General features: G+C 62.9%; 26 protein-coding genes and 1 tRNA gene. 15 read left to right on the top strand and 12 right to left on the bottom strand.

Annotation, left to right across the window (positions count from 1 at the left end):
- Positions 1-153: 153 nt before the first annotated feature.
- Positions 154-801 carry a hypothetical protein gene (locus tag ACX80T_RS00660; RefSeq protein WP_019483960.1) on the bottom strand — a complete coding sequence of 216 codons (648 nt, stop codon included), beginning with the start codon at positions 799-801 and terminating at the stop codon, positions 154-156.
- Positions 802-1,283: 482 nt separating this feature from the next.
- Here ACX80T_RS00660 and ACX80T_RS00655 point away from each other — a divergent pair.
- The 5 genes from ACX80T_RS00655 (at position 1,284) to ACX80T_RS00635 (ending at position 4,228) form a co-directional block, all read left to right on the top strand.
- A tRNA-Lys gene (locus tag ACX80T_RS00655) sits at positions 1,284-1,356 on the top strand.
- A gap of 192 nt (positions 1,357-1,548) precedes the next feature.
- Positions 1,549-2,172 (top strand): hypothetical protein, encoded by a 624-nt coding sequence (locus ACX80T_RS00650; RefSeq protein WP_116778957.1) that lies wholly within the window; start codon positions 1,549-1,551, stop codon positions 2,170-2,172.
- 158 nt (positions 2,173-2,330) lie between these two features.
- Positions 2,331-2,615 carry a hypothetical protein gene (locus ACX80T_RS00645; protein WP_133185515.1) on the top strand — a complete coding sequence of 95 codons (285 nt, stop codon included), beginning with the start codon at positions 2,331-2,333 and terminating at the stop codon, positions 2,613-2,615.
- A 159-nt stretch (positions 2,616-2,774) separates the two neighbouring features.
- A complete protein-coding gene (locus tag ACX80T_RS00640) occupies positions 2,775-3,509 on the top strand; it encodes a hypothetical protein (protein ID WP_024477176.1) in 735 nt (244 codons plus the stop codon).
- On the top strand, positions 3,506-4,228 hold the full coding sequence (locus ACX80T_RS00635; RefSeq protein WP_459303502.1) for a hypothetical protein: 723 nt from the start codon (positions 3,506-3,508) through the stop codon (positions 4,226-4,228). Before ACX80T_RS00640 ends, ACX80T_RS00635 begins: the two co-directional genes overlap by 4 nt.
- 166 nt (positions 4,229-4,394) lie before the next feature.
- Here ACX80T_RS00635 and ACX80T_RS00630 read toward each other — a convergent pair whose 3' ends face one another.
- The gene (locus ACX80T_RS00630; RefSeq protein WP_116778955.1) at positions 4,395-5,132 is read right to left on the bottom strand and encodes a response regulator; all 738 of its coding nucleotides are present in this window, start codon (positions 5,130-5,132) and stop codon (positions 4,395-4,397) included.
- Positions 5,129-6,712, bottom strand: coding sequence for an ATP-binding protein (locus ACX80T_RS00625; protein ID WP_243400619.1), 1,584 nt, complete (start codon positions 6,710-6,712; stop codon positions 5,129-5,131). Before ACX80T_RS00625 ends, ACX80T_RS00630 begins: the two co-directional genes overlap by 4 nt.
- A 162-nt stretch (positions 6,713-6,874) precedes the next feature.
- Between ACX80T_RS00625 and ACX80T_RS00620 the strand changes: the two genes are divergently transcribed.
- The 3 genes from ACX80T_RS00620 to ACX80T_RS00610 are packed head-to-tail and all read left to right on the top strand — an operon-like array spanning position 6,875 to position 9,970.
- Positions 6,875-7,870 (top strand): Bug family tripartite tricarboxylate transporter substrate binding protein, encoded by a 996-nt coding sequence (locus tag ACX80T_RS00620; RefSeq protein ID WP_019483953.1) that lies wholly within the window; start codon positions 6,875-6,877, stop codon positions 7,868-7,870.
- 5 nt (positions 7,871-7,875) lie between these two features.
- On the top strand, positions 7,876-8,421 hold the full coding sequence (locus ACX80T_RS00615; protein WP_019483952.1) for a tripartite tricarboxylate transporter TctB family protein: 546 nt from the start codon (positions 7,876-7,878) through the stop codon (positions 8,419-8,421).
- On the top strand, positions 8,414-9,970 hold the full coding sequence (locus ACX80T_RS00610; protein WP_019483951.1) for a tripartite tricarboxylate transporter permease: 1,557 nt from the start codon (positions 8,414-8,416) through the stop codon (positions 9,968-9,970). Before ACX80T_RS00615 ends, ACX80T_RS00610 begins: the two co-directional genes overlap by 8 nt.
- A gap of 12 nt (positions 9,971-9,982) precedes the next feature.
- Here ACX80T_RS00610 and ACX80T_RS00605 read toward each other — a convergent pair whose 3' ends face one another.
- The 6 genes from ACX80T_RS00605 to ACX80T_RS00580 form a co-directional block, all read right to left on the bottom strand.
- A complete protein-coding gene (locus ACX80T_RS00605) occupies positions 9,983-10,258 on the bottom strand; it encodes an HPr family phosphocarrier protein (protein ID WP_024477181.1) in 276 nt (91 codons plus the stop codon).
- A 24-nt stretch (positions 10,259-10,282) separates the two neighbouring features.
- Positions 10,283-11,980 (bottom strand): phosphoenolpyruvate--protein phosphotransferase, encoded by a 1,698-nt coding sequence (gene ptsP, locus ACX80T_RS00600; RefSeq protein ID WP_026041220.1) that lies wholly within the window; start codon positions 11,978-11,980, stop codon positions 10,283-10,285.
- 23 nt (positions 11,981-12,003) lie between these two features.
- Complete coding sequence (locus tag ACX80T_RS00595) at positions 12,004-14,073, bottom strand: PTS fructose transporter subunit IIABC (protein WP_019483948.1); 2,070 nt, start codon at positions 14,071-14,073, stop codon at positions 12,004-12,006.
- Positions 14,061-15,083, bottom strand: a complete 1,023-nt coding sequence (locus ACX80T_RS00590; RefSeq protein WP_019483947.1) for a 1-phosphofructokinase family hexose kinase — start codon at positions 15,081-15,083, stop codon at positions 14,061-14,063. The genes ACX80T_RS00595 and ACX80T_RS00590 overlap by 13 nt, the downstream gene beginning before the upstream one ends.
- Positions 15,080-15,847: a DeoR/GlpR family DNA-binding transcription regulator gene (locus tag ACX80T_RS00585; RefSeq protein WP_019483946.1), complete on the bottom strand. Its 768-nt coding sequence runs from the start codon at positions 15,845-15,847 to the stop codon at positions 15,080-15,082. Before ACX80T_RS00585 ends, ACX80T_RS00590 begins: the two co-directional genes overlap by 4 nt.
- Before the next feature lie 145 nt (positions 15,848-15,992).
- Positions 15,993-16,247 (bottom strand): DUF6458 family protein, encoded by a 255-nt coding sequence (locus ACX80T_RS00580; protein ID WP_019483945.1) that lies wholly within the window; start codon positions 16,245-16,247, stop codon positions 15,993-15,995.
- Positions 16,248-16,620: 373 nt separating this feature from the next.
- Here ACX80T_RS00580 and ACX80T_RS00575 point away from each other — a divergent pair, with 373 nt between their 5' ends.
- Positions 16,621-16,887 carry a GlsB/YeaQ/YmgE family stress response membrane protein gene (locus ACX80T_RS00575; RefSeq protein WP_019483943.1) on the top strand — a complete coding sequence of 89 codons (267 nt, stop codon included), beginning with the start codon at positions 16,621-16,623 and terminating at the stop codon, positions 16,885-16,887.
- 113 nt (positions 16,888-17,000) lie between these two features.
- A complete protein-coding gene (locus ACX80T_RS00570) occupies positions 17,001-17,750 on the top strand; it encodes a hypothetical protein (protein WP_019483942.1) in 750 nt (249 codons plus the stop codon).
- 37 nt (positions 17,751-17,787) lie between these two features.
- Here ACX80T_RS00570 and ACX80T_RS00565 read toward each other — a convergent pair whose 3' ends face one another.
- Positions 17,788-18,993 carry a DUF445 domain-containing protein gene (locus ACX80T_RS00565; RefSeq protein ID WP_083850972.1) on the bottom strand — a complete coding sequence of 402 codons (1,206 nt, stop codon included), beginning with the start codon at positions 18,991-18,993 and terminating at the stop codon, positions 17,788-17,790.
- 194 nt (positions 18,994-19,187) lie between these two features.
- On the opposite strand from ACX80T_RS00565, the gene ACX80T_RS00560 reads away from it, so the two are divergent.
- Positions 19,188-20,060: a glycerophosphodiester phosphodiesterase family protein gene (locus ACX80T_RS00560; RefSeq protein ID WP_019483940.1), complete on the top strand. Its 873-nt coding sequence runs from the start codon at positions 19,188-19,190 to the stop codon at positions 20,058-20,060.
- 65 nt (positions 20,061-20,125) lie between these two features.
- Positions 20,126-21,925, top strand: coding sequence for a glycoside hydrolase family 15 protein (locus tag ACX80T_RS00555; protein ID WP_019483939.1), 1,800 nt, complete (start codon positions 20,126-20,128; stop codon positions 21,923-21,925).
- 108 nt (positions 21,926-22,033) lie between these two features.
- On the opposite strand, the gene ACX80T_RS00550 is transcribed toward ACX80T_RS00555, so the two are convergent.
- Positions 22,034-23,209, bottom strand: a complete 1,176-nt coding sequence (locus tag ACX80T_RS00550; RefSeq protein WP_019483938.1) for a zinc-dependent alcohol dehydrogenase — start codon at positions 23,207-23,209, stop codon at positions 22,034-22,036.
- 111 nt (positions 23,210-23,320) lie between these two features.
- On the opposite strand from ACX80T_RS00550, the gene ACX80T_RS00545 reads away from it, so the two are divergent.
- Entirely contained in the window at positions 23,321-24,043 is a 723-nt protein-coding gene (locus ACX80T_RS00545) for an AzlC family ABC transporter permease (RefSeq protein WP_024477018.1), read from the top strand.
- Complete coding sequence (locus tag ACX80T_RS00540; protein WP_019483936.1) at positions 24,040-24,351, top strand: AzlD domain-containing protein; 312 nt, start codon at positions 24,040-24,042, stop codon at positions 24,349-24,351. The genes ACX80T_RS00545 and ACX80T_RS00540 overlap by 4 nt, the downstream gene beginning before the upstream one ends.
- 13 nt (positions 24,352-24,364) lie before the next feature.
- Here the strand turns inward: ACX80T_RS00540 and ACX80T_RS00535 are convergent, their stop codons facing one another.
- Positions 24,365-25,501 (bottom strand): acetate/propionate family kinase, encoded by a 1,137-nt coding sequence (locus ACX80T_RS00535; RefSeq protein ID WP_019483935.1) that lies wholly within the window; start codon positions 25,499-25,501, stop codon positions 24,365-24,367.
- 130 nt (positions 25,502-25,631) lie between these two features.
- Between ACX80T_RS00535 and ACX80T_RS00530 the strand changes: the two genes are divergently transcribed.
- Positions 25,632-26,021 (top strand): nuclear transport factor 2 family protein, encoded by a 390-nt coding sequence (locus ACX80T_RS00530; RefSeq protein ID WP_019483934.1) that lies wholly within the window; start codon positions 25,632-25,634, stop codon positions 26,019-26,021.
- The last annotated feature ends 2 nt before the right edge of the window (positions 26,022-26,023 follow it).

Raw genomic sequence — 26,023 nt, 5'->3', positions numbered from 1 at the left:
GCACAAAAATGGTGTCGAACCGGGAGCGCCTCTCGGCGGAAGGCCGCTCGAAGCGGCTAAATGTTGAAGCCCGGGGGTTCCACGGTCCGACACCACTTTCAGTGTTCTCCTCCGGTGCGCTCATGTCAATATTGACCGGCATCCCAGTGCTGACTAGTCCAGTTCGCCCCGGCGCCAGGAGGCAGCAGCATGCTCAAGGTCTTCGGCGGTTTTGATCAGCTGGTGCGAGTTGCGGGTCAGCTTGGCCGCGTGCACCCCGTTGGCTGGTTCGGCGTCGTCGGCATGATGGGTCTGGCCCAGGGCGATCACCCGGCAAAATGCTGCGAAACGTTCGAGTGCGACGTCGAACTCGCCTTCGAAGGCACCCGAGAGAATAGTGTCGGCCATGGACCGGACCTCCTCTGCACCCGGCGGCTCGGCAACGCCGGCCACTACCTTGGAGACCTGTGCGACATCCTTACCTGACTCAAAGTAGGCGGCGATACGTTCGGGATTTTGCTGGGTAGCCGCCCGAAGGGCGTAGAGCCGCCACAGCGCGCCGGGAAGGGATCGTGCGGGACTTTCCGCCCACATCTCCGCGATTGCCTCAAGGCCCTGCTGGTCGGCCAACTCAACAAGACGCTGGGTGATGTCCGGATCGTCAGCGAGCCGGCCATGGTGAACCAACGCGTGTGCCGAGAGGTGGGCGGCCTCCGACACTCGTGAGGGATCGGCACCGCCCGCGAAAACTTCAAAGTCCAGTGGCGCGAAGGGCTTGGGCTTGTGATGCCGTGGACTCTGGTTCTCGTAGTTGCCGCTCATGAATTGAGGATACTCCTGCCATTTCCCTCCATGCCAGAGTCACTGGACCGGAGCCCGCCGGCTAGTTCGCCAGGCAGGTGCGATTGGGATGGGGAAGGCCTCGACTTTGCTTGCCATCATTGTTCCAATGAGTGGTAAGAGCACGCGCAGATCCGATCTCAGCTGGCCTACGTCGAGCAGGAGACACCCATCGTCCCCGGTACCATCCGGGACAACCTGCCCCTCACGCACCCTGATGCCACCGATGACGAGACCTGGGATGCTCTGCGCGCGGTGAGGCGGGCGGATCAGGGCCAGCGGAACCCACAGTGAGTTGCTCGATCGTGACGACCTGTACCGTCAGCTGGTCGAGGCTCTCCGGATAATTGAACCCGCGGTCAGCTGACCCACCGGCCCGGCAAATGGCCGCGTTCGGCACACGGCGGCAGGATGCGATAATGTAGGCAGGTCATTTCGACCACTTCGGTGGTCAGGAATGATGCGGGCCTTTAGCTCAGATGGTAGAGCATCGGACTTTTAATCCGTGGGTCGAGGGTTCGAGCCCCTCAGGGCCCACATCAGTGGGATACCCGAACAAGGAATCCCCGCCGTTGAGCGCAACGGCGGGGATTCTTTGCATTTCAGGTGAGAAGCGGGATTGACTCCACCGGGTTAAGCGTTTGAATAGATAGTAGGCAATTCCATCTGGGCGCCACGGTTTCGGCCCAACCCGGTTCGAGACCTCGGCCCCCGCTGAGAGGACGACCCATGGATGCTGCCAGTTTCATCCTTCAAGCGGCGATTGCCCTTGCGCTGGTAGGGATCCTCTCCGCGGCAACCGCCTTCGCCTTGTCCAGGTGCCTGAGGCGGAACGACGACGCCGATTCCCTGTTCTGGTACGGATTCTCGGGTTTACTGGCGGTCGTGTTTGTCATCATCGGCGCGGTAGCAACAGTTCCCGGGAGCGGCGGATTGGTCAGCGCAGGGGCACTGGTCTTCGCTGGCGTAGCGATGGGCTGGCTGTGGCGGGGCGAGCGTGAACGTCGGCGCAGGGTCCTGGCCGAGGAGATTCGGGAGGTGCGCGAAGGTCTGCGGACCAGGCACGAGGGAGTCCTGCAGCAGTGGGTCACCTATGAGCTGGATCCGGCCGCGGCAATCGACTTCCCGGCGATGACTGACCTCAGCCGTAGCGACACCTCACAGTTGATCCGTTCGATGCGTGCGGCGGCGCTGTTGCGGGAGCAGTTCGAGGGTGGCGACGTCGGCAGCTCCGAGTATGAAAGGGCCGTAGCAGGGCTGGAGGCGGCACTACGGGCCGCCGAGACGGCCGCCGGGGTTATCCGGACCGACCCGACGGGGCGCGAGCTACCGGCCACCGGCAAATCCATCTAGTCAGTCTCCGGGCGGCTCTGGCCGAGCTGCTGGGCAGCGTGTAAGTTTAGGCACATGAGAACACTAATTTTCGAGTAGTCCCTCAGGGATTACCTGCTGCCTACCGAAAACCATGCTCGTCGAGGCCGTGCCTCCGAGCGACGTTTCTTACTCACCCAGTGGCCGTTGAATCCAGTTCGGCGGTCGACTATTTAAGGATTACCATGACCGACCAAGCGAAAAACCACACCAGTAATGCCCAAGACCAGACCGACGAACTGTCGATACATTTATCGGACTCGGCGGCAAAAAAGCTTCAGGACGACCCACGGGCCAAGCTTGCACTGGAGAAAAAGAACCCAGACTTCGGGAAGCTGGCGGGATCGCGGAGCACCGGGCCCAACCACCAACCGGTTCACCGCAGCGGGAAGCAGGGCAAGACCGAGAAGAAGGCTCGCTGGTAGGCCGTCGCCCCGAGACGGCGGTGTCACCGACCCGAAATGGGGCTGGCCGTTAAATTGAGACTGGCTCCGCGTTCTGCGTATGGGGGAATCGCAGAATGGGGAGCCAGCGATCTCAGTATACTTCAAATTTTGTACTGGAAGTCCAATTGAGAGGTTGTAATGGCAGTCACAGCTAAGTCATTTCAGCTGTGGCGTGCTCGGGTCGCACCCGAGGATACCGTCGCGGACCTTTGCCGCAAGGCAGGAATCAAGAGATCTACCCTCGGCCAGCAGCTGGTTCGGGGGAAGGTGGCGATCGGGACCGTCGTCAGTAGTGCCCGAGCCTACGGCCTGAACCCAGCACAGGAGCTCGGCAATTTCGATGGTTACCGGGACCTGCCCACAGGGATTCGGGAGCCAACCGACGCAGAGCTGGTCAGCCAGGTTTCACACATCGATATTCTGAGACTCCTTGTGGCCCGTAGCCAGGATGAAGAAGAGGCGGGCCGCGAAGTCCGGTTTGAGTTGGCACCGTTTCCGCATCGAAATTCGGTGCGGGCGTGGATTGACGCCGTGGATCGGGGCGAACTGCGCCAGGGACTCGCCGCCAGGGCAGGGATTGCTCCGCAGAATTTATCGGCGCAGCTCACTGCTGGCCGGCTGACCCCTGAACTCGCTGTCGAGGCTGCGCGGGTCGCGGAAGTCTCTCTCACCAGCGGGTTGGTCGTAACGAGCCTCCTCACCTCGGCTGAGGGCGGGTGGCCAGCCGACGGCCGGAATCGGGCGTTGGGTATGTTGTCCGATGCAGACCTTGTGCTGCTGGCCCGCGACCGGCTTGATGTGCTGGGCAAGTCATTGAAGAAGCTCGAGCTAGCCAATAGCCGAGATCAGAACCTTTGGGAGAACCTCGGATGAATGGGCAAGTGATCCAGTGGATAGTGCTGGGGCTTTGCATAGCGTTTGTCCTGCTGCGTCTTCCTGACGCTATCCGCGGGCGGGGGCGGGGGATTTTCACTGCTCTGGTGCTGCTGGTAATTGCCGTGGGGCTGAGCTTGCCGCAGATTTACCTCCCCTGTGACCGGTTTCTTGGCGGAATCAACATTGCGAACCTCATCATCAGGCTCTCCCTGTATGCGGTTTTCGTGCTGCTTGGTGTCCGCATCGCCGCGGCGTTCAGGTCGCCACGTACGCGCTGGCTTATCGTCGGTCCAATTGGCGTCACAGTGTTGGCAGTGATCGTTCTGGCTACCGTCGTACTCTTTGCGATGAGCGACCTCCCGGAAAGCTCTACTGGCCTGTTCGCCTACGGGGGTCAGGAAACGGTTCGTCTTTACGCGGAGGCCGGGAGGCTCTACCCGGGTTACGTCGCAGCCTGCCTGGTCCTGCCCGCCCTTAAAGACCTCGCGGATCCTGCCGGGCGGCCCGCGCACCGGAGCGCATCGGCGCTGCTGGCCGTCGGGTTCGGAGCAGTTGTGGTCTTTGCAGTGGTCAGCCTCGTGCCAGGGACGCGCCTTGGGGTCTGGGAGATTGGTCTGCCCTTCGGCGCGATCGTGCTGGTGACGAGTGGCCTGACGATCATTTGGGCGTCACGAAGGCGGACCGAGTTGTCGCCGCGCACCAATCATCTTGCGTGATTTTTGACGTTTTTGTGATTGATTACCCCCTGGGTATTCACGTTTTCATCATCGTGTGGCAAAATTATGATTGTGTAACTCCGCTTGCCGTGGGGGACGGCGGAGCTACAGAGCGGGGTGGGGCGTCCATTAGAACGGGTGGACGCACCTACCCGCTCTTTGGGTGTCAGCCGGTCCAGGCGTAGCGTTTCTCCGGCCGGCCCGCGGTGCCATATTTGGGCGTGATCTTCGCTTGTTCCCGAGCCACCAGGTACTCGAGATAGCGACGAGCGCTCACCCTCGCCAACCCGAGTCTCAGGGCAACCTCCGATGCCGACGACCCTTCAGGGGCCGACCGGAGATCACCGATCACTGCAGCAAGGGTTGGACCGGATAGCCCTTTCGGGAGGATAGGCGGGAGCATTGCTTGCGACGATCGAGATCCACCGACCGCTCCCCGTTGCTCCTGCGCGGGGCCCAAGAGCGAGTCAATTCCCGCCTGATCGAGCGTAGGAGACCCCCCGGCACTGTGTTCGAGGATGCTGCGCCGATGGGCAACATACTGATCAAGACGTTCCAGTAGGACCTTCGAGTTGAATGGCTTCACCAGGTAGTGCAGCACACCACCGGCCATCGCAGCGCGCACCGTCTCGAGTTCACGGGCAGCGGTAATCGCAATGATGTCCACGGGGTCGCCTGGTAAATTCCGGGCCGCGCGTAGCACCTCAATACCCGATAGATCCGGCAGGTGAATATCCAGCAGCACCAACTCTGGTCGGTCGTTGGTAATTAGCTGCAACCCGTCGGTTCCGTTGTAGGCAACGCCGACCACGTCAAACCCCCCATGGGCCAGCAGGAACCCGGTATGGATCCCAGCTACCTCCCGGTCATCATCGATGACTGCGGTGCGGATCAATTGTGTCACTGGCGCTCCACGCCCACTGCGACCGGCGCAGGGGCGAGGCTGACCCTGAACTCGGCACCCCCGAGTGGGGAATCGGTCACGGAAATCTCACCCTTCCGGCGTTCTGTCACCCGCTGAACCAGTGATAGCCCAAACCCTCGGGCAGCTGATGGGCCGTCGGCCTTGGTGGTGATGCCGCTTTCGAAGATTTGCTGCCGCGCAGACTCCGGGACGCCTGGTCCGTCGTCGGACACCGTGATCACGCACCCCGCTTCGTTTGCTGTCGTCGAAATATGGATCGTCCCGTTCGAGACGATCGCCTCCATCGCATTGTCGATCAAATTTCCGAGGATGGTCACCTGGTCGGTGGTCCCGTCGGGATTTAACGTCGAATTCCCGTCAACAATCACCTGGATGTTCTTTTCCTCACCGATCGTACTCTTCGCCATCAGCAGGCTCGCGGCGTCGGGGTCGGTGATTCCCGGGCAGAGGTCGCCGGAGACCACTGATCCACCGTGCCCCGAACGGGTGATGAAATCAACTGCCTGTTCGGTCCGGCCGAGTTCCAGCAGACCGGAAATGACGTGCATCTTGTTGGAGAACTCGTGGGCCTGCACGCGCAACGCCTGGGTCACATCCCGGGCACCGTCCAGGTCCTGCAGTAGCTGGTGCAATTCGGTGCGGTCCCGGAGGATCAGCACGCTACCCACTCGTCTACCGTCAACAACCGCGCGGTTGGCCTGGGCCAGCAGCACCCGTTCGCCCACCAGCACTGTGGTTTCCATCGCCCCGTCCGAATCGAGCATCCCGCCGAGGGCTGGCTCCAACACTTCATCGATGGGTCGCCCAACGGCCGAGTCATCAAGACCCAGCAGCCGCCGCGCCTCATCGTTGATGAGTGCCAGGTTCCCGCGTTCGTCGACGGCCACCATTCCTTCGCCGATGCCGTGGAGCATGGCGTCCCTGGTCTCGAGCAGGGTGGCAATTTCTTCAGGTTCGAGTTTGTAGATCCGGCGCCAGACCAAGCGGGACACGTAAATGGCTCCTGCCGATCCCATCAGGGCCGCAGCGATCAGCCAGATCAACAACTGGGGCAGATCCTCCTGAAGGTCCTGGCTGAGCCGGGACTCGAGGATTCCCACCGAAGCGGTACCGATCACCGAGCCGTCGGCATCGAAGATGGGGACCTTCACGCGCCACGACTCTCCCAGCGTTCCTGTCTGGGTGCCCACGAAAGTTTCACCCGACAATGGAACTGAGGGGTCAGTGGAGACCATGCTCCCGATCATTTCCGGGTTTGGATGTGAGTAGCGGATCCCTGAGTCATCGGTGACCACCACGTAGGTGACGTTGGTTGACTGGGCAATCAGTTCGGCTATCGGCTGGATGGTGTCGCTGGGACGTTCGTCGTCGAACGCCTCGATGATGGTGGGCAGTTGCGCCACCGATTGCGCGACCCCAACCATGCGCGATTCGTACGCATCGCGAATCTGCTGCTCCTGCATTCGGATTGCCACTGACCCAGCGATGAGAACAATGATCAGCACGATCGACAGCTGCAGCAGAAACAACTGTGACCTAAGCGACATTGACTGGATCATGAAGCTATTTTGGCACGTCAGAGCCCGTTCGACGCCGTGCACCCCATGACCGTAATGACCAATACGCGCGTTATGTCCACATTCTTCCCCGCTGAACCATGGCTCCCTACGATGAACCGGACGGCTTGGTGATCTGCATCACGCCCAGGAAAGGAATTCATCATGAAGCTTGATCGCCCAATGAAGCGAAGTTCAGCTTTGGTCGCTGCGGCGGCCGTATCGGTATTGGCCTTGTCGGCGTGCGGTGACAGCGGTGCCGAAACCCCCGAAGGCGGCATAGACCGCCTGAACATCGTGGTTCCCGCCGATCCAGGCGGTGGCTGGGACCAGACCGGAAGGGCCATCCAGGCCGATCTCGAGGAAAACGAGCTGGTCGGGAGCGCCTCAGTGGTCAACGTCGGCGGCGCCGGTGGCACCAACGGCCTCGCCCAGCTCGCCACCGAACAGGACCCCAACACCCTCATGGTGATGGGCTACGTCATGGTGGGTGCAGTGGAGACCAACTCCGCGGAAACCCGGATTGAGGACACCACCCCAATTGCGCGGCTCACTGACGAGCCGCTGATCGTCGTCGTACCAGCCGATTCCCCGTACCAGACCATTGAAGACCTGGTTACTGACATTGACGAGAACGGGCAGGCAGTATCGGTCACTGGCGGGTCGGCTGGCGGCGCGGACCACATTCTCGCGGGAATGATCCTCGAGGCCGAGGGAGTAGCCCCCGACAAGCTCAACTACATCCCGTACTCCGGCGGCGGCGAATCGTTGGCTGCGCTGCTGGGCAACCAGGTATCGGCTGGTATCTCAGGTGTCGGCGAATACGCTGAACAGGTCAAAGCCGGAACGGTTCGCGCGCTGGCAGTCTCCGGCGAGGAACCTGCCGGTCAGGTGCCCGAGGTTGAGACCCTGACCGATCAGGGCATTGACGTGGTTCTGACCAACTGGCGCGGCGTCGTCGCTCCAGGCACGATCGACGAGGAGCAGGCAGCCGTCCTGACCGAGCTGATCACCGAACTCCACGAAACCGAATCGTGGCAGGAGACTCTGACCGAGAACAACTGGGCTGATGCTTTCCTCGTCGGCGAGGAGTTCCAGACGTTCCTCGACGAGGACATCGAGACGGTCAAGACCACCCTGACAGACATCGGTCTGCTGTAGCCGTTATGAGCACTCACCCACCAGAGGCACAGACCGGCGGCGTTGACACCGCTGCCGGTCGGCCCATCGGAGAAATCATTTTCGCGGCGGGGGTCCTCAGCCTCGGCATTGTCGGGTTTGTTGCCGGCGCAGGCATCAAGATGCCGCCGTCAGCCACCGGTATTGGCCCCCGCGAATTCCCTTTCATCGTGTCAGGTCTGCTGATTTTCCTTGGCACCGCCATCATCATTCAGCTGCTGAGGGGCCGTCGAGGCGCCCCCGAGGAGGGCGAAGACGTGGACCCCAACGCGAAAACCGACTGGCTGACGGTTGCCAAGCTGGTTGGGTTCGTGGCGCTGCACATTCTGCTTATCGTGCCAGCAGGCTGGCCGGTTGCCGCTGCGGTCCTGTTCTTCGGGGCCAGTTGGACCCTGGGCAGCCTGTCGTGGTGGCGGAACGCGGTGATCGCCGTCGTCATGGCGTTGGTGCTGCAGTTCGTGTTTGCCGGTCTCCTGGGCGTCTCGCTGCCCGCCGGGTTCCTCCTGGAAGGGGTTGAGATCTTCAATGGATAACTTCATGGCCCTGATGGAGGGTTTCTCGGTTGCCATGCAGCCGATGTACCTGCTGTTTGCCCTGGGTGGAGTGCTCGTGGGTACTGCGGTTGGGGTGCTACCCGGTATCGGCCCGGCGATGGCTATCGCGCTGCTGATGCCCATCACGTATAGCCTCGACCCGACTGCCGCCATTATTGTGTTCGCCGGGATCTACTACGGCGGCATGTACGGCGGGTCAACGACGTCGATCCTGCTCAACACGCCGGGTGAATCGGCGTCCGTGGTCACTGCCCTTGAGGGTAACAAGATGGCGAAAGCGGGTCGCGGAGCGGCCGCGCTGGCGACGGCGGCGCTCGGCTCGTTCGTCGCGGGCACCATTGCCACCGTGCTGCTGACCTTCCTCGCTCCGATGCTCGCCGAGTTCGCGGTTCGGATTGGCCCGGTTGAATACGTTGCCCTGATGGTCGTCGCCTTCCTTACCGTCGGCGCGCTGCTGGGTGCCTCGGTGCTGCGCGGGCTCGCATCATTGTGCATCGGTTTGTTCCTTGCCCTGGTTGGTGTTGACGCTCTGACCGCCCAGCAGCGCTACACCTTTGGCAATCCGTTCCTCACCGACGGTATCGACGTGGTGCTGGTCGCTGTGGCGCTGTTCGCGATGGGTGAGGCACTCTACATCGCTTCACGGATGCGCCACGGGTCGGTCGATGTGATCCCGGTCAGTGGCAACTGGCGGAAGTGGATGAAGCGGGAGGACTGGCGCCGGTCCTGGAAGCCCTGGTTGCGGGGCACTTTCATCGGGTTCCCCATCGGGACCATTCCGGCAGGCGGCGCCGACGTCGCCACCTTCGTCTCCTACGCGGCTGAACGCAAGCTCGCCAAGGGGGAGGACAAGGCCCAGTTCGGAAAGGGTGCCATCGAGGGAGTTGCCGGTCCCGAATCGGCCAATAACGCTGCCGCTGCGGGTGTGCTGGTTCCGCTGCTAACGCTGGGTATCCCCACCACCGCTACGGCGGCGATAATGCTGGTGGCCTTCCAGCGGTACCAGATCCAGCCTGGCCCCCTGCTGTTCGAGGTCGAGGGCGCGCTGGTTTGGGCCCTGATTGCCAGCCTCTACGTCGGCAACCTGATGCTACTGGTGTTGAACCTGCCGCTGGTGGGGCTATGGGTGAAGATTCTTCAGATCCCCCGTCCCTACCTGTACGCAGGGATCCTGGTGTTCGCAGCACTAGGGGCGTTCTCGGTGAACTTCACGCCGGTGGATGTCTGGATTCTACTGATCATCGGGATTCTCGGGTTTTTCATGCGGCGCTATGGTTACCCGATCGCGCCGCTGGTGGTGGGGCTGATCCTCGGTCCCATCTTCGAGGATCAGCTCCGTCGGTCCATGGCCATCTCGCAGGGTGATCCGACCGCGTTGATTACCTCACCGATTGCGGCGGTGATTTACGCGACCCTCGCGCTCATCTTCGCCCTGTCGTTCTGGATGAAGAAGCGCCAGAAGGCGATGGAATCATCAATGGCTGAAGACTCGGTCACCAGCGGAGGGGGAGACCAGGCCCGAGCCTAGGCGTAAATCCGCCTAGGCGTCGTGGTCTGTCTCCAGGATCTGCGCCAGGCCCTCGAGGGCCTCCTCGGCACCGTCGCCGTCTGCACGAAGGACGACGACGTCGCCGTGGGAGGCCCCGAGGCCCATCAGCGACAGGATGCTTGACGCATCCATCGCATCTTCAGCTGGTTCACCCTCCATGGCGATGGTGACTTCCAGTGGGAGCTCACCTGCCGCCTCAGCGAAGATTGCTGCGGGCCTTGCGTGCAGGCCGACACGGCTCGCGACTGTGGCTTTGCGTTCTGACATAGGGTTCCTCCTTGGTTGGGGCGCTTACTGGCCCAGGGTTTCCAGAATGGGGAGCCGTTCACGGACGGCGGTGCGTCCGAGGTCGGCTGTTGGAGCGGCGAGGGCTAGCGCCGCCAGCTCCTGGGCTTCGGTGCGGGTCACTGAGGCGAGAACCGCAGCGACGGTGGGGAGCGATCGGGCTGACATGGAGAGAGTCTGAACTCCCAATCCCACCAGCACGACGGCGAGGGCGGGGTCAGCTGCAGCCTCGCCACACACCCCCACCGGCTTCGCGTCCGCCGTGCCTGCGGCTGCCGATTCGGCGCCGGCGACCGTGAGTTTGATCAGCTGCAGCACGGCAGGCTGCCAGGAGTCGTTGAGGGTGGCCAACTGTCCCAGCTGCCGGTCGGCGGCCATCGTGTACTGGGTGAGGTCATTCGTTCCCAGCGAGGCGAACCCCACATGCTGCAGGATGGCTTCGGAAGTCAGCGCAGCCGAGGGTACTTCGACCATCACGCCGGGCTGGTCGAGGCCCTCGGCCAGGCACATTTCACCGAAGGATTTCGCCTCGGCGGCAGTTGAGATCATCGGTGCCATCACCCATACCTCCGCCTTCGTGTCGGCGGCGGCCCGGGCGATCGCCTGAAGCTGGCGGGTCAGCACGCCGGGGCTGACGGATCCGGTCCGGTATCCCCTCACTCCCAGCGCAGGGTTGGGCTCCGAGGCGTCGGTGAGGAACGGTAGCGGTTTGTCAGCGCCCGCGTCGAGTGTTCTGACCACCACCTTGCGGCCCGGGAACGCGTCGAACACCTCCCGGTACGCTGACGCCTGCTCTTCGCCGCTGGGCTCGGTCTCACGATCCAGGAAGCAGAACTCGGTACGGAGCAGGCCTACACCTTCGGCCCCAGCAGCTGCTGCAGCGCGAGCATCCTTGCCGGATCCAACGTTCGCCAGTAGCGGCACCAGGTGTCCGTCGGCGGTGGCACCCGTCCCATTGAACGTCCCGAGTGCGGCGGCCTGTTCGACCCAGCGGTCCGCCGCGGCGCGCTCGTCGTCGCCGGGGTCGGTGATGATGGTGCCAGCCGCCCCGTCGACGTACACACTTGTCCCTGCCTCGATGGTGTCGGCGCCGGTTGCGGCCACCACTGCCGGGAGGCCCAGCGCGCGGGCAAGGATCGCGGTGTGGGACTGAGGGCCGCCGCTGCTGGTGATCAGAGCCAGCACCTGGCTGGAGTCGAGGGTTGCCGTGTCCGCCGGAGCAAGGTCCTCTGCCGCGAGGATGAAGGGTTGCTCGGAGGTCGGAACGCCCGGTGCCGGAAGCCCGCGGAGTTCGGCCACCAGCCTCGCCCGCACGTCGTGAACGTCCTGGGTCCGTTCGGCCATGTAGCCGCCGAGACTGAGCAGCATCTCGGCAACAGCCGAACCGGCTTCCCAGACGGCACGTTCGGCTGAGGTGCCGGCAGCGATGAGTTTGGCCGCCGATTTCAGGAGCATCGGATCGGCGGCCATCATTGCTGTCGCCTCCAGCACTGCACTTGCGTCCTTCGTCGCGGCATCGGCGCGCCGCTTCAACTCGGCCTGGACGGCCTTGGAGGCCGTCTTCAGCCGTGTGGTCTCCGCCTCGGCGCTCGTGTCCGAACCCCACCGCTCGTCTGCGTGTGGTTCCCTTGCACTGGCAGGCATCTGTAGGACAGGCCCGATCACTCGGCCAGGGCTAACCCCGACTCCGGTTAGTTTCGTCATTGAAGTACCCTCCCGGGTTTCGGTTAGGCGGCGACCGTCTCGATGACGGGGGTGTCTTCGGTCTTCCGCGTGGCGAAGCGCTTCAGAGCCACCACAGTGAGAGCCGAAATGATGGTGCCCGCAATGATAGCCAACACAAACATAGCGACATTCCCGATGGCAAAGAAGACGAAGATGCCGCCGTGAGGTGCCTGAGAGGTGACACCGGAGCCCATTACGATGGCTCCGGTCACCGCCGAGCCGAGCATGCTGGCGGGAATGACACGCAATGGGTCGACCGCTGCGAACGGAATCGCACCTTCGGAGATGAAGGCCGCACCCAACAACCAGGCTGCCTTGCCGTTCTCCCGCTCGGCCACTGAGAAGCGGCGGCGGTCCAGGACGGTGGCGAGTGCCATGGCCAGGGGTGGGACCATGCCGGCTGCCATTACAGCGGCCATGATCTGCCACGGCGCCTGGTTGGCGACGGCTCCCGCTCCGAGACCGGCGACGGCGAATGAGTAGGCGACCTTGTTGATTGGTCCGCCCAGGTCGATGGCCATCATGAGTCCCAGGATTACCCCAAGGAGGACCGCTGCCGCGCCGGTCATGCCGGAAAGCCAGTCGTTCAAAGCGTTGGTCAGCGAGGCGATTGGTCCGCCGAGAACCAGGATCATCAAACCTGAAGCCGCGATAGAGGCGAGTAGCGGAATGATGACCACCGGCATCAGGCTTCGGAGCCAGCGTGGCACCTTGATCCGTCCGATCATCATGGCGACGTAGCCCGCCAGCAGACCGCCGACGATGCCGCCCAGGAACCCGGCGCCCATAAAGCCTGCCACTGCGCCAGCGACAAAGCCCGGTGCGATACCTGGCCGGTCCGCCAGTGCGTAGGCAATGTAACCAGCGAGGGCCGGGATCAGGAAGCCCATCGACAGGGCTCCGATCTTGAAGAAAACCGCGCCGAGGAAGACCGCAAGGCCCTCTGGTGGCAGGTTGAGCAGGGTGTACTGGGCGAGCATCGCGTCGCCGTTACCCACGCCCTCATCATTCGACAGCGCGATTTCGTAGCCGGCGAGGAGGAAGCCAAGTGCAATCAGGAGACCGCCACCTGCAACAAAGGGGATCATGTAGCTGACGCCGGTGAGGAGTGCCCGCTTGAGTTGACGCCCCACACCCTCGCCGCCGCCGCCGTCGTCGGTCTGCTGTGACTCGGAGTCGGTTGACCCCTGCACGCGTCGTGCGTTGGGGTTGTCAGCGGCAGCGAGCGCCTCGTCGACCATGACACCGGGTTCGTCGATGCCGCGCTTGACCGGTGAGGTGATAACTGGCTTCCCGGCGAAACGGTTCCTGTCCCGCACGTCGACGTCGACAGCGAAGATCACCGCATCGGCAGCCGCGATCACCTCCGGCGGGAGGGGTGTGGCGCCAGAGGAACCCTGGGTTTCGACCTGAAGATCGACCCCGCGCTCCTTGGCTGCGGCGACCAGGGAATCGGCGGCCATATAGGTGTGGGCAATGCCGGTGGGGCACGCGGTTACGGCGACGAGCCGGCGAGGTGCCGATGGTGGGGTGCCGGTGGGCGCCGCGGTTGATTCTCCGGGAGTGCTTCCTGATGCCGCTGTGGACAGTGCGTCGGCGGGCTGGGCGCTCTTGCGAGGACCGGCGTCGAGGGCACCCTGAACAAGGTCAACGATGTCCTGGGGCGTTGCCGCGGCGCGAAGGGCCGCAGTGAAATCTTTTTTGATCAGCGATCGCGCCAGTTTGGAGAGCAGCTGCAGGTGTTCCTGGTCAGCGCCGTCGGGGGCCGCGATGAAGAACACGAGATCGGCGGGGCCGTCCTTGGCGCCGAAGTCTACGGCGGGGTTAAGCCTGGCCATTGCGAGGGTGGGCTCGGTGACCGAGGTTGACCGGCAGTGGGGGATAGCGATGCCGCCCGGTATACCCGTGGCGGTCTTCTCTTCCCGGGCCAGTGCATCGGCGTAAAGTCCGTCAGCGCCGGTTGCCCTGCCGGTGGCAGCAACCTGATCCGCGAGTCGGCGGATCACCTGCTGACGGTCAGAACCCAAATCCTGATCCAGTGTGACCAGGTCGGTGGTTATCAGCTGTGCCATTGATCTTCCTCCTTTGGAAGTGGTGCATTGAGCGGTGTGTCGGTTGGTGCGTTGTGGAGGGGAAGCCGCCGGGTGGTGACGGCCTCCGGAGTCGTTTGATTGAGAGCTGGAACTGTTGAACCGGGCAGCGCAGCGGCGGCTGATCCGTGGGCCACCGCCTGGCGGAGGCTCTGCTCGGGCGTTCCGCCAGCAGTGTGTGCCAGGAGGTAGCCGGCAAGGGCCGAGTCACCCGCCCCGACGGTGGACCGCGCGGCGACCGGTGGGTGAGTCGCTTCCCATGCCTCAGCGGCGGTCACCAGAAGGGCGCCCCGTGCTCCGAGTGTCGCGAGGACAGTGCCGACTCCTGCGCCCACCAAAGCTGCCGCAGCTGAGGCGGCGAGGGTGGAGTCGGCCTCAAGGGCGTCGCCGTCGGCCACGCCGCTCAGTTCGGCAAGCTCTTCGGCGTTTGGTTTCAGCAGATCCGGCAAAACGTTTGCCGCAAGGGTGTCGATGAGGGGCGCACCGGAGGAATCGACAGCGATCAGTGGTGGGTTGTCGGGGTAGCGCGCCCTGACCGCCTGGATCACTGTCGCGTAGAACGTGGTCGGGACTCCCGGCGGGAGCGAACCGGCCAGAACCAGCCAGGCAGCGCCGGAGCATTCAGAGACCACCGTTTCCAGCAGGTGGGCAAGCTCGGTCGATCCGAGGGCCGGCCCGGGCTCATTGATTTTGGTGGTGGTGCCGTCAGGTTCCGTGAGGGTGATGTTGCTGCGCAGTGGGGTGCCGATCGGTACGTTCCGGAACGGTACGCCAGCGGCGCGGAGGCCTGCGAGCACCGGGTCGTCGGGATCTCCAGGGAGCACAGCTGTCGACGCCACGCCTGAGGCATTGAGGGCGCGGCAGACGTTGACGCCTTTGCCCCCGGATTCCTGATGCGCGTTGGTGGCACGCTGCACGCCACCGCGCATCAGTTCATCGGCAAGTTCAACAGTCCGATCGAGGCTGGGATTTACCGTCAGGGTGATGATCACGCGACCACCACCTCTACGTCAGCGTCGGCCAGAGCTGCGGCCAGGACGGAGGGGGGTGTCCGGTCGGTAACCAGGGTGTCAATGTCGGTCAGGGAAGCGAAGCCGACGAGAGTTTCCTGCTCCAGTTTCGACGCGTCCACCACCGCGATGACGCGGCGCGCCGACCTGACTATGGCGGTTTTGACTGCAGCTTCGTCGGGGTCGGGTGTGCTCAGTCCAAAGGTCGAGTGAACGCCGTTCGCCCCGATGAAGGCGATATCGGGGCGGTAGCCGTGAAAACGATCGATGGTGTGGCTCCCGACAGCGGCGCTCGTGAGGCCCCGCACCCTCCCGCCGACCAGTTCAAGGTGCAGATTGGAGGACGCAATCGACTGAGCGATGGGAACGGCGTGGGTGATGACCACGAGGCCGGCTCTGGCCTCGTGTGCCAACAGTTCGGCGAGGTGACCGGTAGTGGTGCCAGCATCGAGGACTATTGATCCGGCGTCGGGAATCATGGCGAGGGCGGCCTTGGCGATGCGTGCCTTTTCGTTCTGATGTTGGCCTGCGCGGCTGTTTAGGCTCAATTCACTGGTGCTGCTGTAGCCACCTGTGACCGCGCCCCCATGGACCCGGCGCAACACCCCAGCATCTTCGAGCAGTGCCAGGTCGCGCCGGACTGTCTCCCTGGTGATGTTAAAGCGTTCAGCTAGTTCGGCGACGCTGACGCGGCCTTCGGCTAGGGCGATTGTGGCGATCTTGCTATGGCGTTCTTCGGCGAACACTGCGGCCTCCTTGCGGCGGTGACTACCATCACAATAAATGTCTGATTGAGTGACTATATCTGTGTTTATCTTTGTTTGTCAATCATTTTTTGGCAGAAAAAAGCGCCATCGGCCGGGCCGGTGGCGCTTCTCTCGGCGGGTACTGTTAGATGCCGCCGTCGCGTGTTTCGTTTCGGGTGACTGTCTCGCCTGTGTTGGGGTCCTGGACTGAACGGGATTCAGTGACCCGACGCTGACTGCGGGGTGCGTTCATTACGAGTGAAATAATGAGCCCAAGCACTCCGACACCCATCAGGATGTAGCCCACCAGAGTGAGGTCGATGAAGTCCACGACGTCAGCGACTGCGAAAGCAAGAATTGCACCCAGTGCAATAAGTACGATTGAAGAACCGATTCTCATTTGGTCTACTACTCCTTCGATAAAGGGCATCCCGCGACGAATTGGCCAGCGGGGGTGAAACTGGTGAACAGTTGGCTTTTCGGCCTTAACGTAGTGATCAGCTTACTGTTGTTCCGGTTTATGCTCGTTAACTAGCGGATTAGCGGCCGTCGCGCCGTGCCAGCTGGCGAGTCAAGTGTTATCAAATCAACACCGGCGTGGCCTATTGAAAGATGGTGCACAGGGGGTTTAATGAACTCAGCACCGCTTTAATTGAAAGCTAAGCACGCTGATGAAGTAGGATGGTTGGAAGCTTGTGTAGGGACATCCTGCATTACAGCACTTTTGTTATACGTATCACTCGTAGACAAGACTCGATCACAAGGAGTACTTCATGGGTTTCTTCGCATTCCTTCTTCTAGGCCTTATCGCTGGCGCAATCGCCAAGCTCATCCTTCCCGGTCGCCAGGGTGGCGGATGGATCATCACACTCGTACTGGGTGTAGTTGGTGCCCTGCTCGGCGGCTTCATCGGCAGCGCGCTGTTCGGTGCTGACATGAACGAATTCTTCTCGCTTGAGTCATGGCTTCTCGCTATCGGCGGTGCGCTGATCGTGCTGGTTGTTTACGGCGCCATCACCGGCCGCAAGTCACGCGCGTAATTTAGACGCTGCACAACAAAGCGCCGTCGGGGAAACCCGGCGGCGTTTTTTGTCGCAATGTATTTCGGGCCTTATGTTCCGCGTTAACCGCTTTCAAGTGAAGGAAACCAGCCATGAAACTGCCTAATCTCAATCCGGCATCCAGGATGGCCAATGGGGCGCTCTTCGACAAGGAGGGAAAACCGAAACCGGGCATCCAGCGCACCATTGAGCGAGCCATCGAGGTGCAACGGCCTCTCGTGTTGGCAAATCTGCGCCGGATGTATGCAAAGAATCCGCAGGCCACTGCAGCTGAGATAAGCGCTGACCTTGAACGCCATTATCTGGCAGTCATCACCGTCACCGGCGCAGCGGTGGGAGCAACCGCAGTGGTGCCCGCCGTCGGCACAATTGCATCTTTGGGTCTTTCAGCTGCGGCAACCGTCGGCTTTCTTGAAGCCACGGCGTTGTACGCCCAATCCATTGCCGAACTTCACGGCGTCCAGACTGGAGATCCGGAGCGGGCGCGGACCCTCGTGATGGCCATCCTCATGGGCGAGGAGGGCCTCGCGCTGATTCAGTCGGTGCTCCGCGGCTCGGGCAGTGGAGCGTCAGAGCACTGGGGGACGGTCCTGGGAGGAAGCGTGTCCTCACCGATTGCGCGTACCATCGGCCACAGCATCCGGAGACGCTTCGTACGTAAAATGCTGGCCAAGCAGGGCGGCGCTCTGCTGGGTAGGGCTCTCCCCTTCGGTATTGGGGCTGTCGTCGGTGGAGCCGGTAACCACATGATGGGACGGGCGGTGATTACCGCAACCGCTCAGGCTTTCGGCCCCGCACCCAGTGTGGTCCCAGGCGAGCTCCTGAAGGACCTGGATAGCTGACCAGGGGTAGCCGCTCCGTGTGCTGACCCGTGCCGGGTTACCCGAAGACGGCGTGGGCGACGCTGAAGATCAGCAGGCCCGCCAGGGAACCGACCACGGTGCCGTTGATCCTGATGAACTGCAGGTCCTTTCCAATCTGCAGTTCGATCTTCTGTGAGGTCTCGACCGCGTCCCAGCGGCCAACGGTCTCGGTGATGATTGCCGCAATGTCGCTGCGGTAGGTGCGCACCAGATAGCCCGCCCCATCGGCAATCCACCGGTCAACCTTTCCAGCCAGCTCCGCGTCCGTGGACAACCGGCGACCGAAGTCCCGGACCGCTGTCTTGAAATTGCGGGTCAGCTCGCTATCGGAGTCGTCGACAGCTTCCATCAGGGCCTTTTTGATGGTGGTCCAGGTGCGAGCCGCCAGATCGCGCACCTGGGGGTCGCCCAACACCTGCGCCTTGATGCCTTCGGCCTTGGCGATTACCACCGGGTCGTGCTGCAGGTCCTGAGCCAGGTCCTTGAGATATTTATCCAGGGCCAGCCGCACATCATGGTTGGGGTTGGTCTGAACAGCACGCATAAACTTGGTCAGCTCCACGTACACCTTGTCCCCCACGAGGCCGTCCACGAACTGGGGCACCCAGGTGGGGGATCGCTGCGAAACCAGGCCTGAGACGAGGTCATAGTTGGTGTCCACCCAGTCGGCGGCACGGTCCACCAGGAGGTCCACCAGCTGATGGTGATGGCCGTCCTCGAAGATCCGCTCGGCAATTTTCCCTGCCGGCGGCCCCCAGGGTGGCGTGAGCAGGTGTTTCCGGACCATCGACTCGATCACGGATTGCACCGCATCGTCGTCGAGCACGGTGAACGCGCCCCGAATCAAGGCTGCTCCCTCAACGGCTACCCGATCCGCGCCTCCGGGAGTGGCCAGCCACGCACCTGCCTTCTGCGCGATTCCCACCGATGCCAATTTTTGTTGCACCACCGTCTCGGAGAGGAAGTTATCCTCGACAAATTGGCCCAGTGACGCCCCAATCTGGTCCTTCTTGCGAGGGATGATGGCTGTGTGGGGGATTTTGACGCCCATTGGATGTTTGAAGAGTGCGGTCACAGCGAACCAGTCCGCCAGGGCGCCGACCATGCCGCCTTCAGCAGCGGCGCGTACATACTGCAACCAGGGATACTGGTCCTGCAGTGCAAACGCGACAATGAAGATCAGCGCCATGACACCGAGCAGCCCGGTGGCAACCACTTTCATGCGCCGCAGCCCGGCGGCCCGTTCTGCGTCAGTGCCGGCTAGGTGAGAGCTCAAGGATCCTCCGGGGGTTACGGTGCCCCAGGCGGGTGCATCCGTCTGAGCCAGTAAAGCAGCGTATGGCCGGGTAAGTCACGCCGGGCTGGCCAATTTCGCGTACGGTATCAGGTAGATGCTGGTTGCCGACGGGATGGGGCGTGGTGTACACAATTTTCGCCCACCGCGGCGCCAGCCACCAGTTCGCCGAACATACCCGCGCCGCTTACCTCCAGGCGCTCGCTGAGGGAACCGACGGCGTCGAATGCGATATCCACATGACGCGTGATCAGCAGCTGGTATGTATTCATGATTCCACCCTCGACAGGACCTCAAGCGGAACCGGTGACGTTGCGGACCATACGCTGCGGGAACTGCGGGATCTCGATTTTGCGTCGTGGAAGGGTGCCACCATCCCCCCTCAATATGGGGGGATCGCCGACCAGTTCCTCTCGCTGGGGGACCTGTTGGACCTGCTGTTGGCGGCGGACCGGGACGTCTCCCTTGCCATCGAACTCAAGCACCCCAGCCCCTTTGGGCTCAAACTCGAAGAGAAGCTGATCACCTTTTTGATGCAACAGGGGTGGGATCCGGTTAGTTCAACTCTCGCCAACGTGAGTATCAGCTTCATGAGCTTCAACCCCGACTCCGTGAGGCACCTGCTCGAGAAGGTGCCATCGCATATCGTCTGCCAGCTGGTCTCCGACGTGCGGCCCATCGAATTGCGGGCTGAGCTGCATCTGGGTGCGCTGACCGCGGCCGCGGTTATCGGGCTGCTCCGCCGGGCGCTCAACGACGGAGAGCGGAACATTGATTCGCACTCGGCGGGCATGGCGGGCCCCGGGATTGACTACGTGAGGACGCATCCAGCCAGAGTGCGCCGCTGGCTGGCCGAGGGGATCCGGCTACGTGTGTGGACGGTCGACGACGCCGACGACGTCGAACTCATGCGTGAATTGGGCATCCAGGAAATCACCACCAACCGTCCCGCGGCGGTCCGTGCACAACTGGATGGCACGCGCCCGCAGCCATGACGCGAGCCGCGATAGTGGCCGCCAGGATCAGGGGAGTCCGGAGGCGAATGTGATTGAGTTGAATCATGCAATCTCCGATCGAAGACTACTCACTCGTTTCCGACATGCACACTGGCGCGCTGATTTCCAAGACCGGGAGCGTGGATTGGCTGTGCTTCCCCCGGTTTGATTCTGATTCTTTGTTCTCCGCGCTGCTGGGCGAGCAGGACCACGGTCGATGGGCGATCGCTCCCGCCCCCGGTGCGGGCTCCGCCGAGGTCGTGGAGTGGCGCTACATTGACTCCACCTTTGTGATGGCGACCCGCTGGCACACCGACGCCGGGGACGTCCAGGTCACCGACTTCATGCCGGTCGGCGACCGCCGCGCGTCCTTGGTGCGGAGGATTCAAGGGCTGAGCGGCACTGTGCCGATGCGCCAGGAACTGGTGGTCCGCTTCGGCTACGGCAAGATCCTCCCCTGGGTCAGCAGGCAAACCGATGAAAGCGGCGAGGCCATCTCGGCGATTGCGGGCCCCGACGCCCTGGCGCTGCGCGGTGAGCACCTGCCGCACGCCTCCCACCGCCGACACGAAGGCGAGTTCACTGTTGCCGCAGGAGAAACCGTCGACCTCGAACTTGTCTGGTATCCCTCCTACCGGCCCATGCCCGAGCCCATCAACGTCGATATCGCTCTCCGGGAAACGATTGATTACTGGGCCGGTTGGGCCGCCAGCTTTGAGCAGCAGGGGGAGTACGATCCCATCGTCAAACGCTCGCTGCTCGTCCTGCGAGCACTGACACACGAGGACACCGGCGGGATTGTGGCCGCCCCCACCACCTCGCTGCCCGAGCACTTCGGCGGCGCCCGGAACTGGGACTACCGCTTCTGCTGGCTGCGCGACGCGGCGCTCACTCTTGAGGCGATGATGACCCACGGGTACCAGGAGGAGGCGCTGGAATGGCGCAACTGGCTGCTGCGTGCCGTCGCCGGCGACCCGGAGGACCTGCAGATCATGTACGGCGTTGGTGGGGAGCGCGAGCTGCCGGAGAAGATCCTCCATCACCTGCCCGGCTACGAAGCGTCCACCCCGGTCCGGGTTGGCAATGGGGCCGTCGACCAGTACCAGGCAGACGTCGTCGGCGAGGTCATGGTGGTGCTGGAGAAGCTCCGTAACAGGGGAGTGCTGGAGGACAGCTTTTCCTGGCCCCTGCAGCGCGCCCTGCTGAGCTTCGCCGAGAACCATTTCGACGATCCCGATCACGGCATCTGGGAGATGCGCGGTGAGCTGAAGTACTTCACCCATTCCCGGGTGATGATGTGGGCCGCCTTCGATCGCGGAGTGCGAGCCGTCCGTGAGCATGGGCTTGAAGGCCACGCAGAACGCTGGGCGGAACTTCGTGACCGGCTTCGCGAAAACATCCTGGAAAAGGGTTTCGACACCACTATCAACTCCTTCACTCAGACCTACGGCAGCCCCGAGGTTGACGCTTCCCTGCTGCAACTCCCGCAGGTTGGCTTCCTGGACTACGACGATCCCCGGATGCTCGGTACCGTGGCCCGATTGGAGAAAGAGCTGGCCAACGAACAAGGGCTGCTGCTGAGGTACCGCACCGAAGCCGGTATGGACGGACTGGAACCGGGCGAACACCCCTTCCTCGCCTGCTCCTTCTGGCTGGTGGAACAGTACGCCAGGTCCGGCAGGATTGACGATGCCAAGCGGCTGATGAACCAGTTGGTGGGCTATGCCAACGGCCTGGGCCTGCTCGCCGAGGAATACGACACCGACAGTTTACGGATGGCTGGCAATTACCCGCAGGCCTTCTCGCACCTGGCCTTGGTGCGTGCCGCCGATGCCATTCATGGGGTGCACAGCGGCTCGCTCTAGGGCGTCCATCGCCGAAATCTCCACGAAAAAGTGCCGGCCCCGCAGGTTCGCTGTTGCGTAACAGCGGCTCTGCGGGGCCGGCACTTTTCTGCGCCAGACGGCCTCTAACTAGGGGCGGATGATCACCTTGATGCAGCCGTCCTGCTTCTTCTGGAACTTCTCGTAGGCGGCTGGCGCCTCGTCGATGCCGATGGTGTGGGTCATCAGATCCATCACACCCAGCGGATCGGAGGGGTCCTCGACGATGGGCAGCAGTTCGTCGGTCCAGTTGCGCACGTTGCATTGCCCCATGCGGGTCTGGATCTGCTTGTCGAACATGTTCAGCAGGGGCATGGGGCTTGCTGTTCCGCCGTAGACGCCGCTGAGGGAGATGGTTCCGCCGCGGCGCACCGAGTCAATCGCAGCGTGCAGGACCGTGAGACGGTCGACCCCGGCGGTTTCCATTGCCTTCTTGGCGAGGGCTTCCGGGAGCATGTTGACCGCGTTCTGGGCAAAGGCGCCCAGTGGGGAGTCGTGGGATTCCATGCCGACGGCGTCCACTACCGCGTCCGGGCCGCGCCCGTCGGTCATTTCCCGCAGCTCGTCGCCGATATCTTTCGTGAAGTCGAGGGTCTCAATGCCGTGGCGTTCAGCCATCGCACGTCGTTCCGCGACAGGCTCGACGGCGATGACCCGCTGTCCGAAATGGCGTCCGATCCGTGCGGCGAACTGCCCCACCGGCCCGAGACCGAAGACGGCGAGGGTGCCGCCGTCGGGCACGTCAGCGTACTTCACGCCCTGCCATGCAGTGGGGAGGATGTCAGAGAGGTACAGGTACCGCTCGTCAGGTAGTTCGTGGCCGACCTTGACCGACCCGTAGTCGGCGTGGGGGACGCGCAGGAATTCCGCCTGGCCACCGGGCACCGAACCGTAGAGTTCGGAGAAGCCGAGCAGGCTGGCCCCGGAACCCTGTTCGCGGACCTGAGTGGTTTCACACTGCGACTGCAGCCCGCGGACACACATCCAGCAGTGACCACAGGAAATGTTGAACGGGATCACGACGCGGTCTCCAGGGCGCAGGTTGGTAACGGCGCTACCAACCTCCTGGACTATCCCCATTGGCTCGTGACCCAACACATCGATCTTGTGCATGTAGGGGGTCAACACTTCGTACAAGTGCAGGTCGGACCCGCAGATTGCCGAGGAGGTGATGCGGACGATCGCGTCGGTGGGTTCCTGGATGACGGGATCCGGGACTTGTTCAACGCTGACGGTGCGACGGCCTTGCCATGTTACTGCCTTCATGATGCACACTCCAGTTGGTAGTAAGTAAGCTGACTATCTTTAGTATTGCTCTGATTGACCCGGATTGAAAGCCAAGTGGCCGATTGCCCGCCGGAGCCCTACGCTGACTTGGTGAAATATCTGCAGTCGCCCGCCGTTCGGGTTGGTCTCTCAATCTCGGTCGCCACGGGGCTGTACGGGCTTTCTTTTGGTGCGCTGTCAGTCACCTCGGGCTTCGACATCTGGCAGACCATGGCCTTGAGCCTGCTGCTGTTCAGCGGCGGCTCGCAATTTGCCTTCATCGGGGTGGTGGGAGGCGGCGGCACCGGGGCCGCGGCGATGACTGCCGCCTCGCTGCTGGGAATCCGTAATGCGGTGTATGGCATGCAAATGAACGCGCTGGTGCGGCCCACCGGCTGGCGACGGTTCGTGGCCGCGCAGGTCACCGTCGACGAGTCGGCAGCTACCGCGAGCGGGCAGACCGATCCGGACGAACGACGACGGGGGTTCTGGAGCGCGGGAATCGGTGTGTTCGTGTTGTGGAACATGTTCACCGTCGCCGGTGCGCTGCTCGGCGGCGCGCTGGGCGACCCGGCGCGCTGGGGCCTCGATGGTGCAGCAGTCGCCGCATTCCTGGGCCTGCTCTGGCCGCGGCTCCGAACCAGGGAGCCGGCCGCCATCGCTGTGGTCTGCGCGCTGGTCACGGTAGCGGTCGTCCCCGTGGTTGCCCCCGGGCTGCCCATCCTGATTGCCGCCGCGGTGGCCGGCGCAATCGGCTGGTTTGGTCATGGACGCCCGGATGAAGGTATGGAACCCGACATTGACCCCTACGCGGAGGAGAGAGAGCACCGATGAACCTGTGGTTCTGGATACTGCTGGCCTGCGCGCTTGCGTTTCTCACCAAACTCGCTGGCTATCTGGTTCCGGCCCGGTGGATGGATAACCCGCGGATGTCCCGGGTTGCCGGCACCCTGACCATTGGGCTCCTCGCATCGCTCACGGCCGTCAACACGTTCGCCTCGGGGCAGCAACTGGCCCTCGATGCCAGGATTGTGGCCTTGGCCGCTGCCGCGGTTGCGCTGCTGTTGCGCGCGCCATTCCTCGTGGTTGTTGTTGCCGGTGCAGTGGCGGCGGCGTTGGCGCGGCTTGCTGGGATGCCCTGAACCGGCGACGAGGTCAGCGTCCGACGACGACGGCGGCGGTCGCCTCCGCGATTGCTGCCTCTTCGTCGGTGGGCACAACGAGCACGGGGAACGCAGACTCCTCCGTGCTGATCTGGCGGAGGGCCGAGCTCTTCTTACGGTTCTCGGCGTCGTCGAGGTGGACGTTGAGCGCGCCCAATCTGTTGACCACGCGCTCGCGGAACTGCCAGGAGTTCTCGCCGATGCCGGCGGTGAACACCAGCGCCTGGGCGCCGCCGACGGCCACATGATATCCGCCGATGTACTTGGCGAGGCGGTAAGACGCGAGGTCAAGGGCTAGCTCGGCCCTGACCTCCCCGGCAGCCGCTGACTCCACGACTGAACGCATGTCGTTCTGCCCGGTCAACCCTTTCAGGCCGGATTCGCGGTTGAGGAGCTGGTCGAGATCATCGGCCGAGTAGCCTTCCCTGCTCAGGAACAGCAGGATCGATGGGTCGATGTCGCCGGAGCGGGTCCCCATCACCAGGCCCTCCAACGGTGTGAACCCCATGGAGGTGTCGATGCTGGCTCCCGACCTGACTGCGGTGATGGAAGCACCATTGCCCAGGTGGGCAATGATTCCGGTGAACTCGGAGGGCGCCAACCCCAGCAGGGCGGCTGCGTGGTGGGCGACATAGCCAATTGAGGTGCCGTGGAAACCATAGCGGCGGATCCCGAACCTGGTGTACAGCTCGTCGGGGACTGCATACCGCCAGGCTGGTTCGGGCAGGGTGCGGTGGAAGGCCGTATCAAAAACCGCGACCTGCGGCATGTTGGGCCATTTGGCGGTTATCGCCCGGATGCCCTGAACGTTTGCCGGATTGTGGAGGGGCGCCAAGGGGCTGAGGCGTTCAATGGATCTCGTGATCTCGTTGTCCACCAGGACCGGTTCGCTGAACCGTTCGCCGCCGTGCACCACCCGGTGGCCGACGGCGTCAATGCCCTGTCCCTGCAGCGCTACTTCAACATCGGCCGTCACCCGGTCAAGTGCCTCCTGGTGGTCGGCTGGACCGCCGTGGGTGGGATCGCCGATCCGCTCCACGGTGCCTTCGGCTAACCGTTCGCCGGATCCGGTGTCGCGTACCTGATACTTCAGCGATGATGAGCCCGAGTTGATGACAAGAATGATCATGGTGCCTCCTGCCTGAAACTCTACTGGAGGCTGCTGACGTCGTGCGGTGGCGTCCTTCAGCAGGCGACTGGCGCACCAGCAACAACCCATTTCCGATGTAGGTGGATGGCAAGTCGAGTAGCATCGGCGTATGGAAGCTACCGAGGTGGTCCGGCGGTATTGGTCGGCGGTGTGGAGCCGGGACTGGAACGCTGTTGGACGAACACTTGCCGACAACGTGGAGGTCTTCTGGCCCGTCACGCGCGAAATCATCCGTGGCAAGGACAACCTAGTTGCGGTGAATTCAGAGCATCCGAACGGCTGGAGCATTGACGTGTTAAATGTTTACGACGCTGGCGACGTCGTCGTGTCCGAGGTACAGGTGCCTCAGGAGGACGTTGGCATCTTCCGTGTTGTCTCGATTTGGACCGTCGCCGACGGCGTTATCACTTCAGGCCGCGAATACTGGACCCTCTACGGCGGGGAGGAAGGCCGCGACTGGCGGCGCAAATACAGCACCGTTGGCGACATTCCCTCCTGAGA

The organism is Arthrobacter sp. Sr33 (genome assembly GCF_054511195.1).
The sequence above is the reverse complement of the archived record's forward strand: the minus strand, read 5'-3'. Positions and strand labels throughout refer to the sequence as shown.

Bases quoted from the DNA above. Each gene is read 5' to 3' on its own strand.
- ACX80T_RS00530 (WP_019483934.1), top strand. From the start codon at position 25,632: ATGGAAGCTACCGAGGTGGTCCGGCGGTATTGGTCGGCGGTGTGGAGC.
- ACX80T_RS00580 (WP_019483945.1), bottom strand. From the start codon at position 16,247: ATGAGAATCGGTTCTTCAATCGTACTTATTGCACTGGGTGCAATTCTT.
- ACX80T_RS00575 (WP_019483943.1), top strand. From the start codon at position 16,621: ATGGGTTTCTTCGCATTCCTTCTTCTAGGCCTTATCGCTGGCGCAATC.
- ACX80T_RS00660 (WP_019483960.1), bottom strand. From the start codon at position 801: ATGAGCGGCAACTACGAGAACCAGAGTCCACGGCATCACAAGCCCAAG.
- ACX80T_RS00610 (WP_019483951.1), top strand. From the start codon at position 8,414: ATGGATAACTTCATGGCCCTGATGGAGGGTTTCTCGGTTGCCATGCAG.
- ACX80T_RS00535 (WP_019483935.1), bottom strand. From the start codon at position 25,501: ATGATCATTCTTGTCATCAACTCGGGCTCATCATCGCTGAAGTATCAG.
- ACX80T_RS00620 (WP_019483953.1), top strand. From the start codon at position 6,875: ATGAAGCTTGATCGCCCAATGAAGCGAAGTTCAGCTTTGGTCGCTGCG.
- ACX80T_RS00615 (WP_019483952.1), top strand. From the start codon at position 7,876: ATGAGCACTCACCCACCAGAGGCACAGACCGGCGGCGTTGACACCGCT.
- ACX80T_RS00595 (WP_019483948.1), bottom strand. From the start codon at position 14,073: ATGGCACAGCTGATAACCACCGACCTGGTCACACTGGATCAGGATTTG.
- ACX80T_RS00650 (WP_116778957.1), top strand. From the start codon at position 1,549: ATGGATGCTGCCAGTTTCATCCTTCAAGCGGCGATTGCCCTTGCGCTG.
- ACX80T_RS00625 (WP_243400619.1), bottom strand. From the start codon at position 6,712: ATGATCCAGTCAATGTCGCTTAGGTCACAGTTGTTTCTGCTGCAGCTG.
- ACX80T_RS00635 (WP_459303502.1), top strand. From the start codon at position 3,506: ATGAATGGGCAAGTGATCCAGTGGATAGTGCTGGGGCTTTGCATAGCG.
- ACX80T_RS00640 (WP_024477176.1), top strand. From the start codon at position 2,775: ATGGCAGTCACAGCTAAGTCATTTCAGCTGTGGCGTGCTCGGGTCGCA.
- ACX80T_RS00555 (WP_019483939.1), top strand. From the start codon at position 20,126: ATGCAATCTCCGATCGAAGACTACTCACTCGTTTCCGACATGCACACT.
- ACX80T_RS00550 (WP_019483938.1), bottom strand. From the start codon at position 23,209: ATGAAGGCAGTAACATGGCAAGGCCGTCGCACCGTCAGCGTTGAACAA.
- ACX80T_RS00570 (WP_019483942.1), top strand. From the start codon at position 17,001: ATGAAACTGCCTAATCTCAATCCGGCATCCAGGATGGCCAATGGGGCG.
- ACX80T_RS00605 (WP_024477181.1), bottom strand. From the start codon at position 10,258: ATGTCAGAACGCAAAGCCACAGTCGCGAGCCGTGTCGGCCTGCACGCA.
- ACX80T_RS00565 (WP_083850972.1), bottom strand. From the start codon at position 18,993: ATGAAAGTGGTTGCCACCGGGCTGCTCGGTGTCATGGCGCTGATCTTC.
- ACX80T_RS00540 (WP_019483936.1), top strand. From the start codon at position 24,040: ATGAACCTGTGGTTCTGGATACTGCTGGCCTGCGCGCTTGCGTTTCTC.
- ptsP (WP_026041220.1), bottom strand. From the start codon at position 11,980: ATGACGAAACTAACCGGAGTCGGGGTTAGCCCTGGCCGAGTGATCGGG.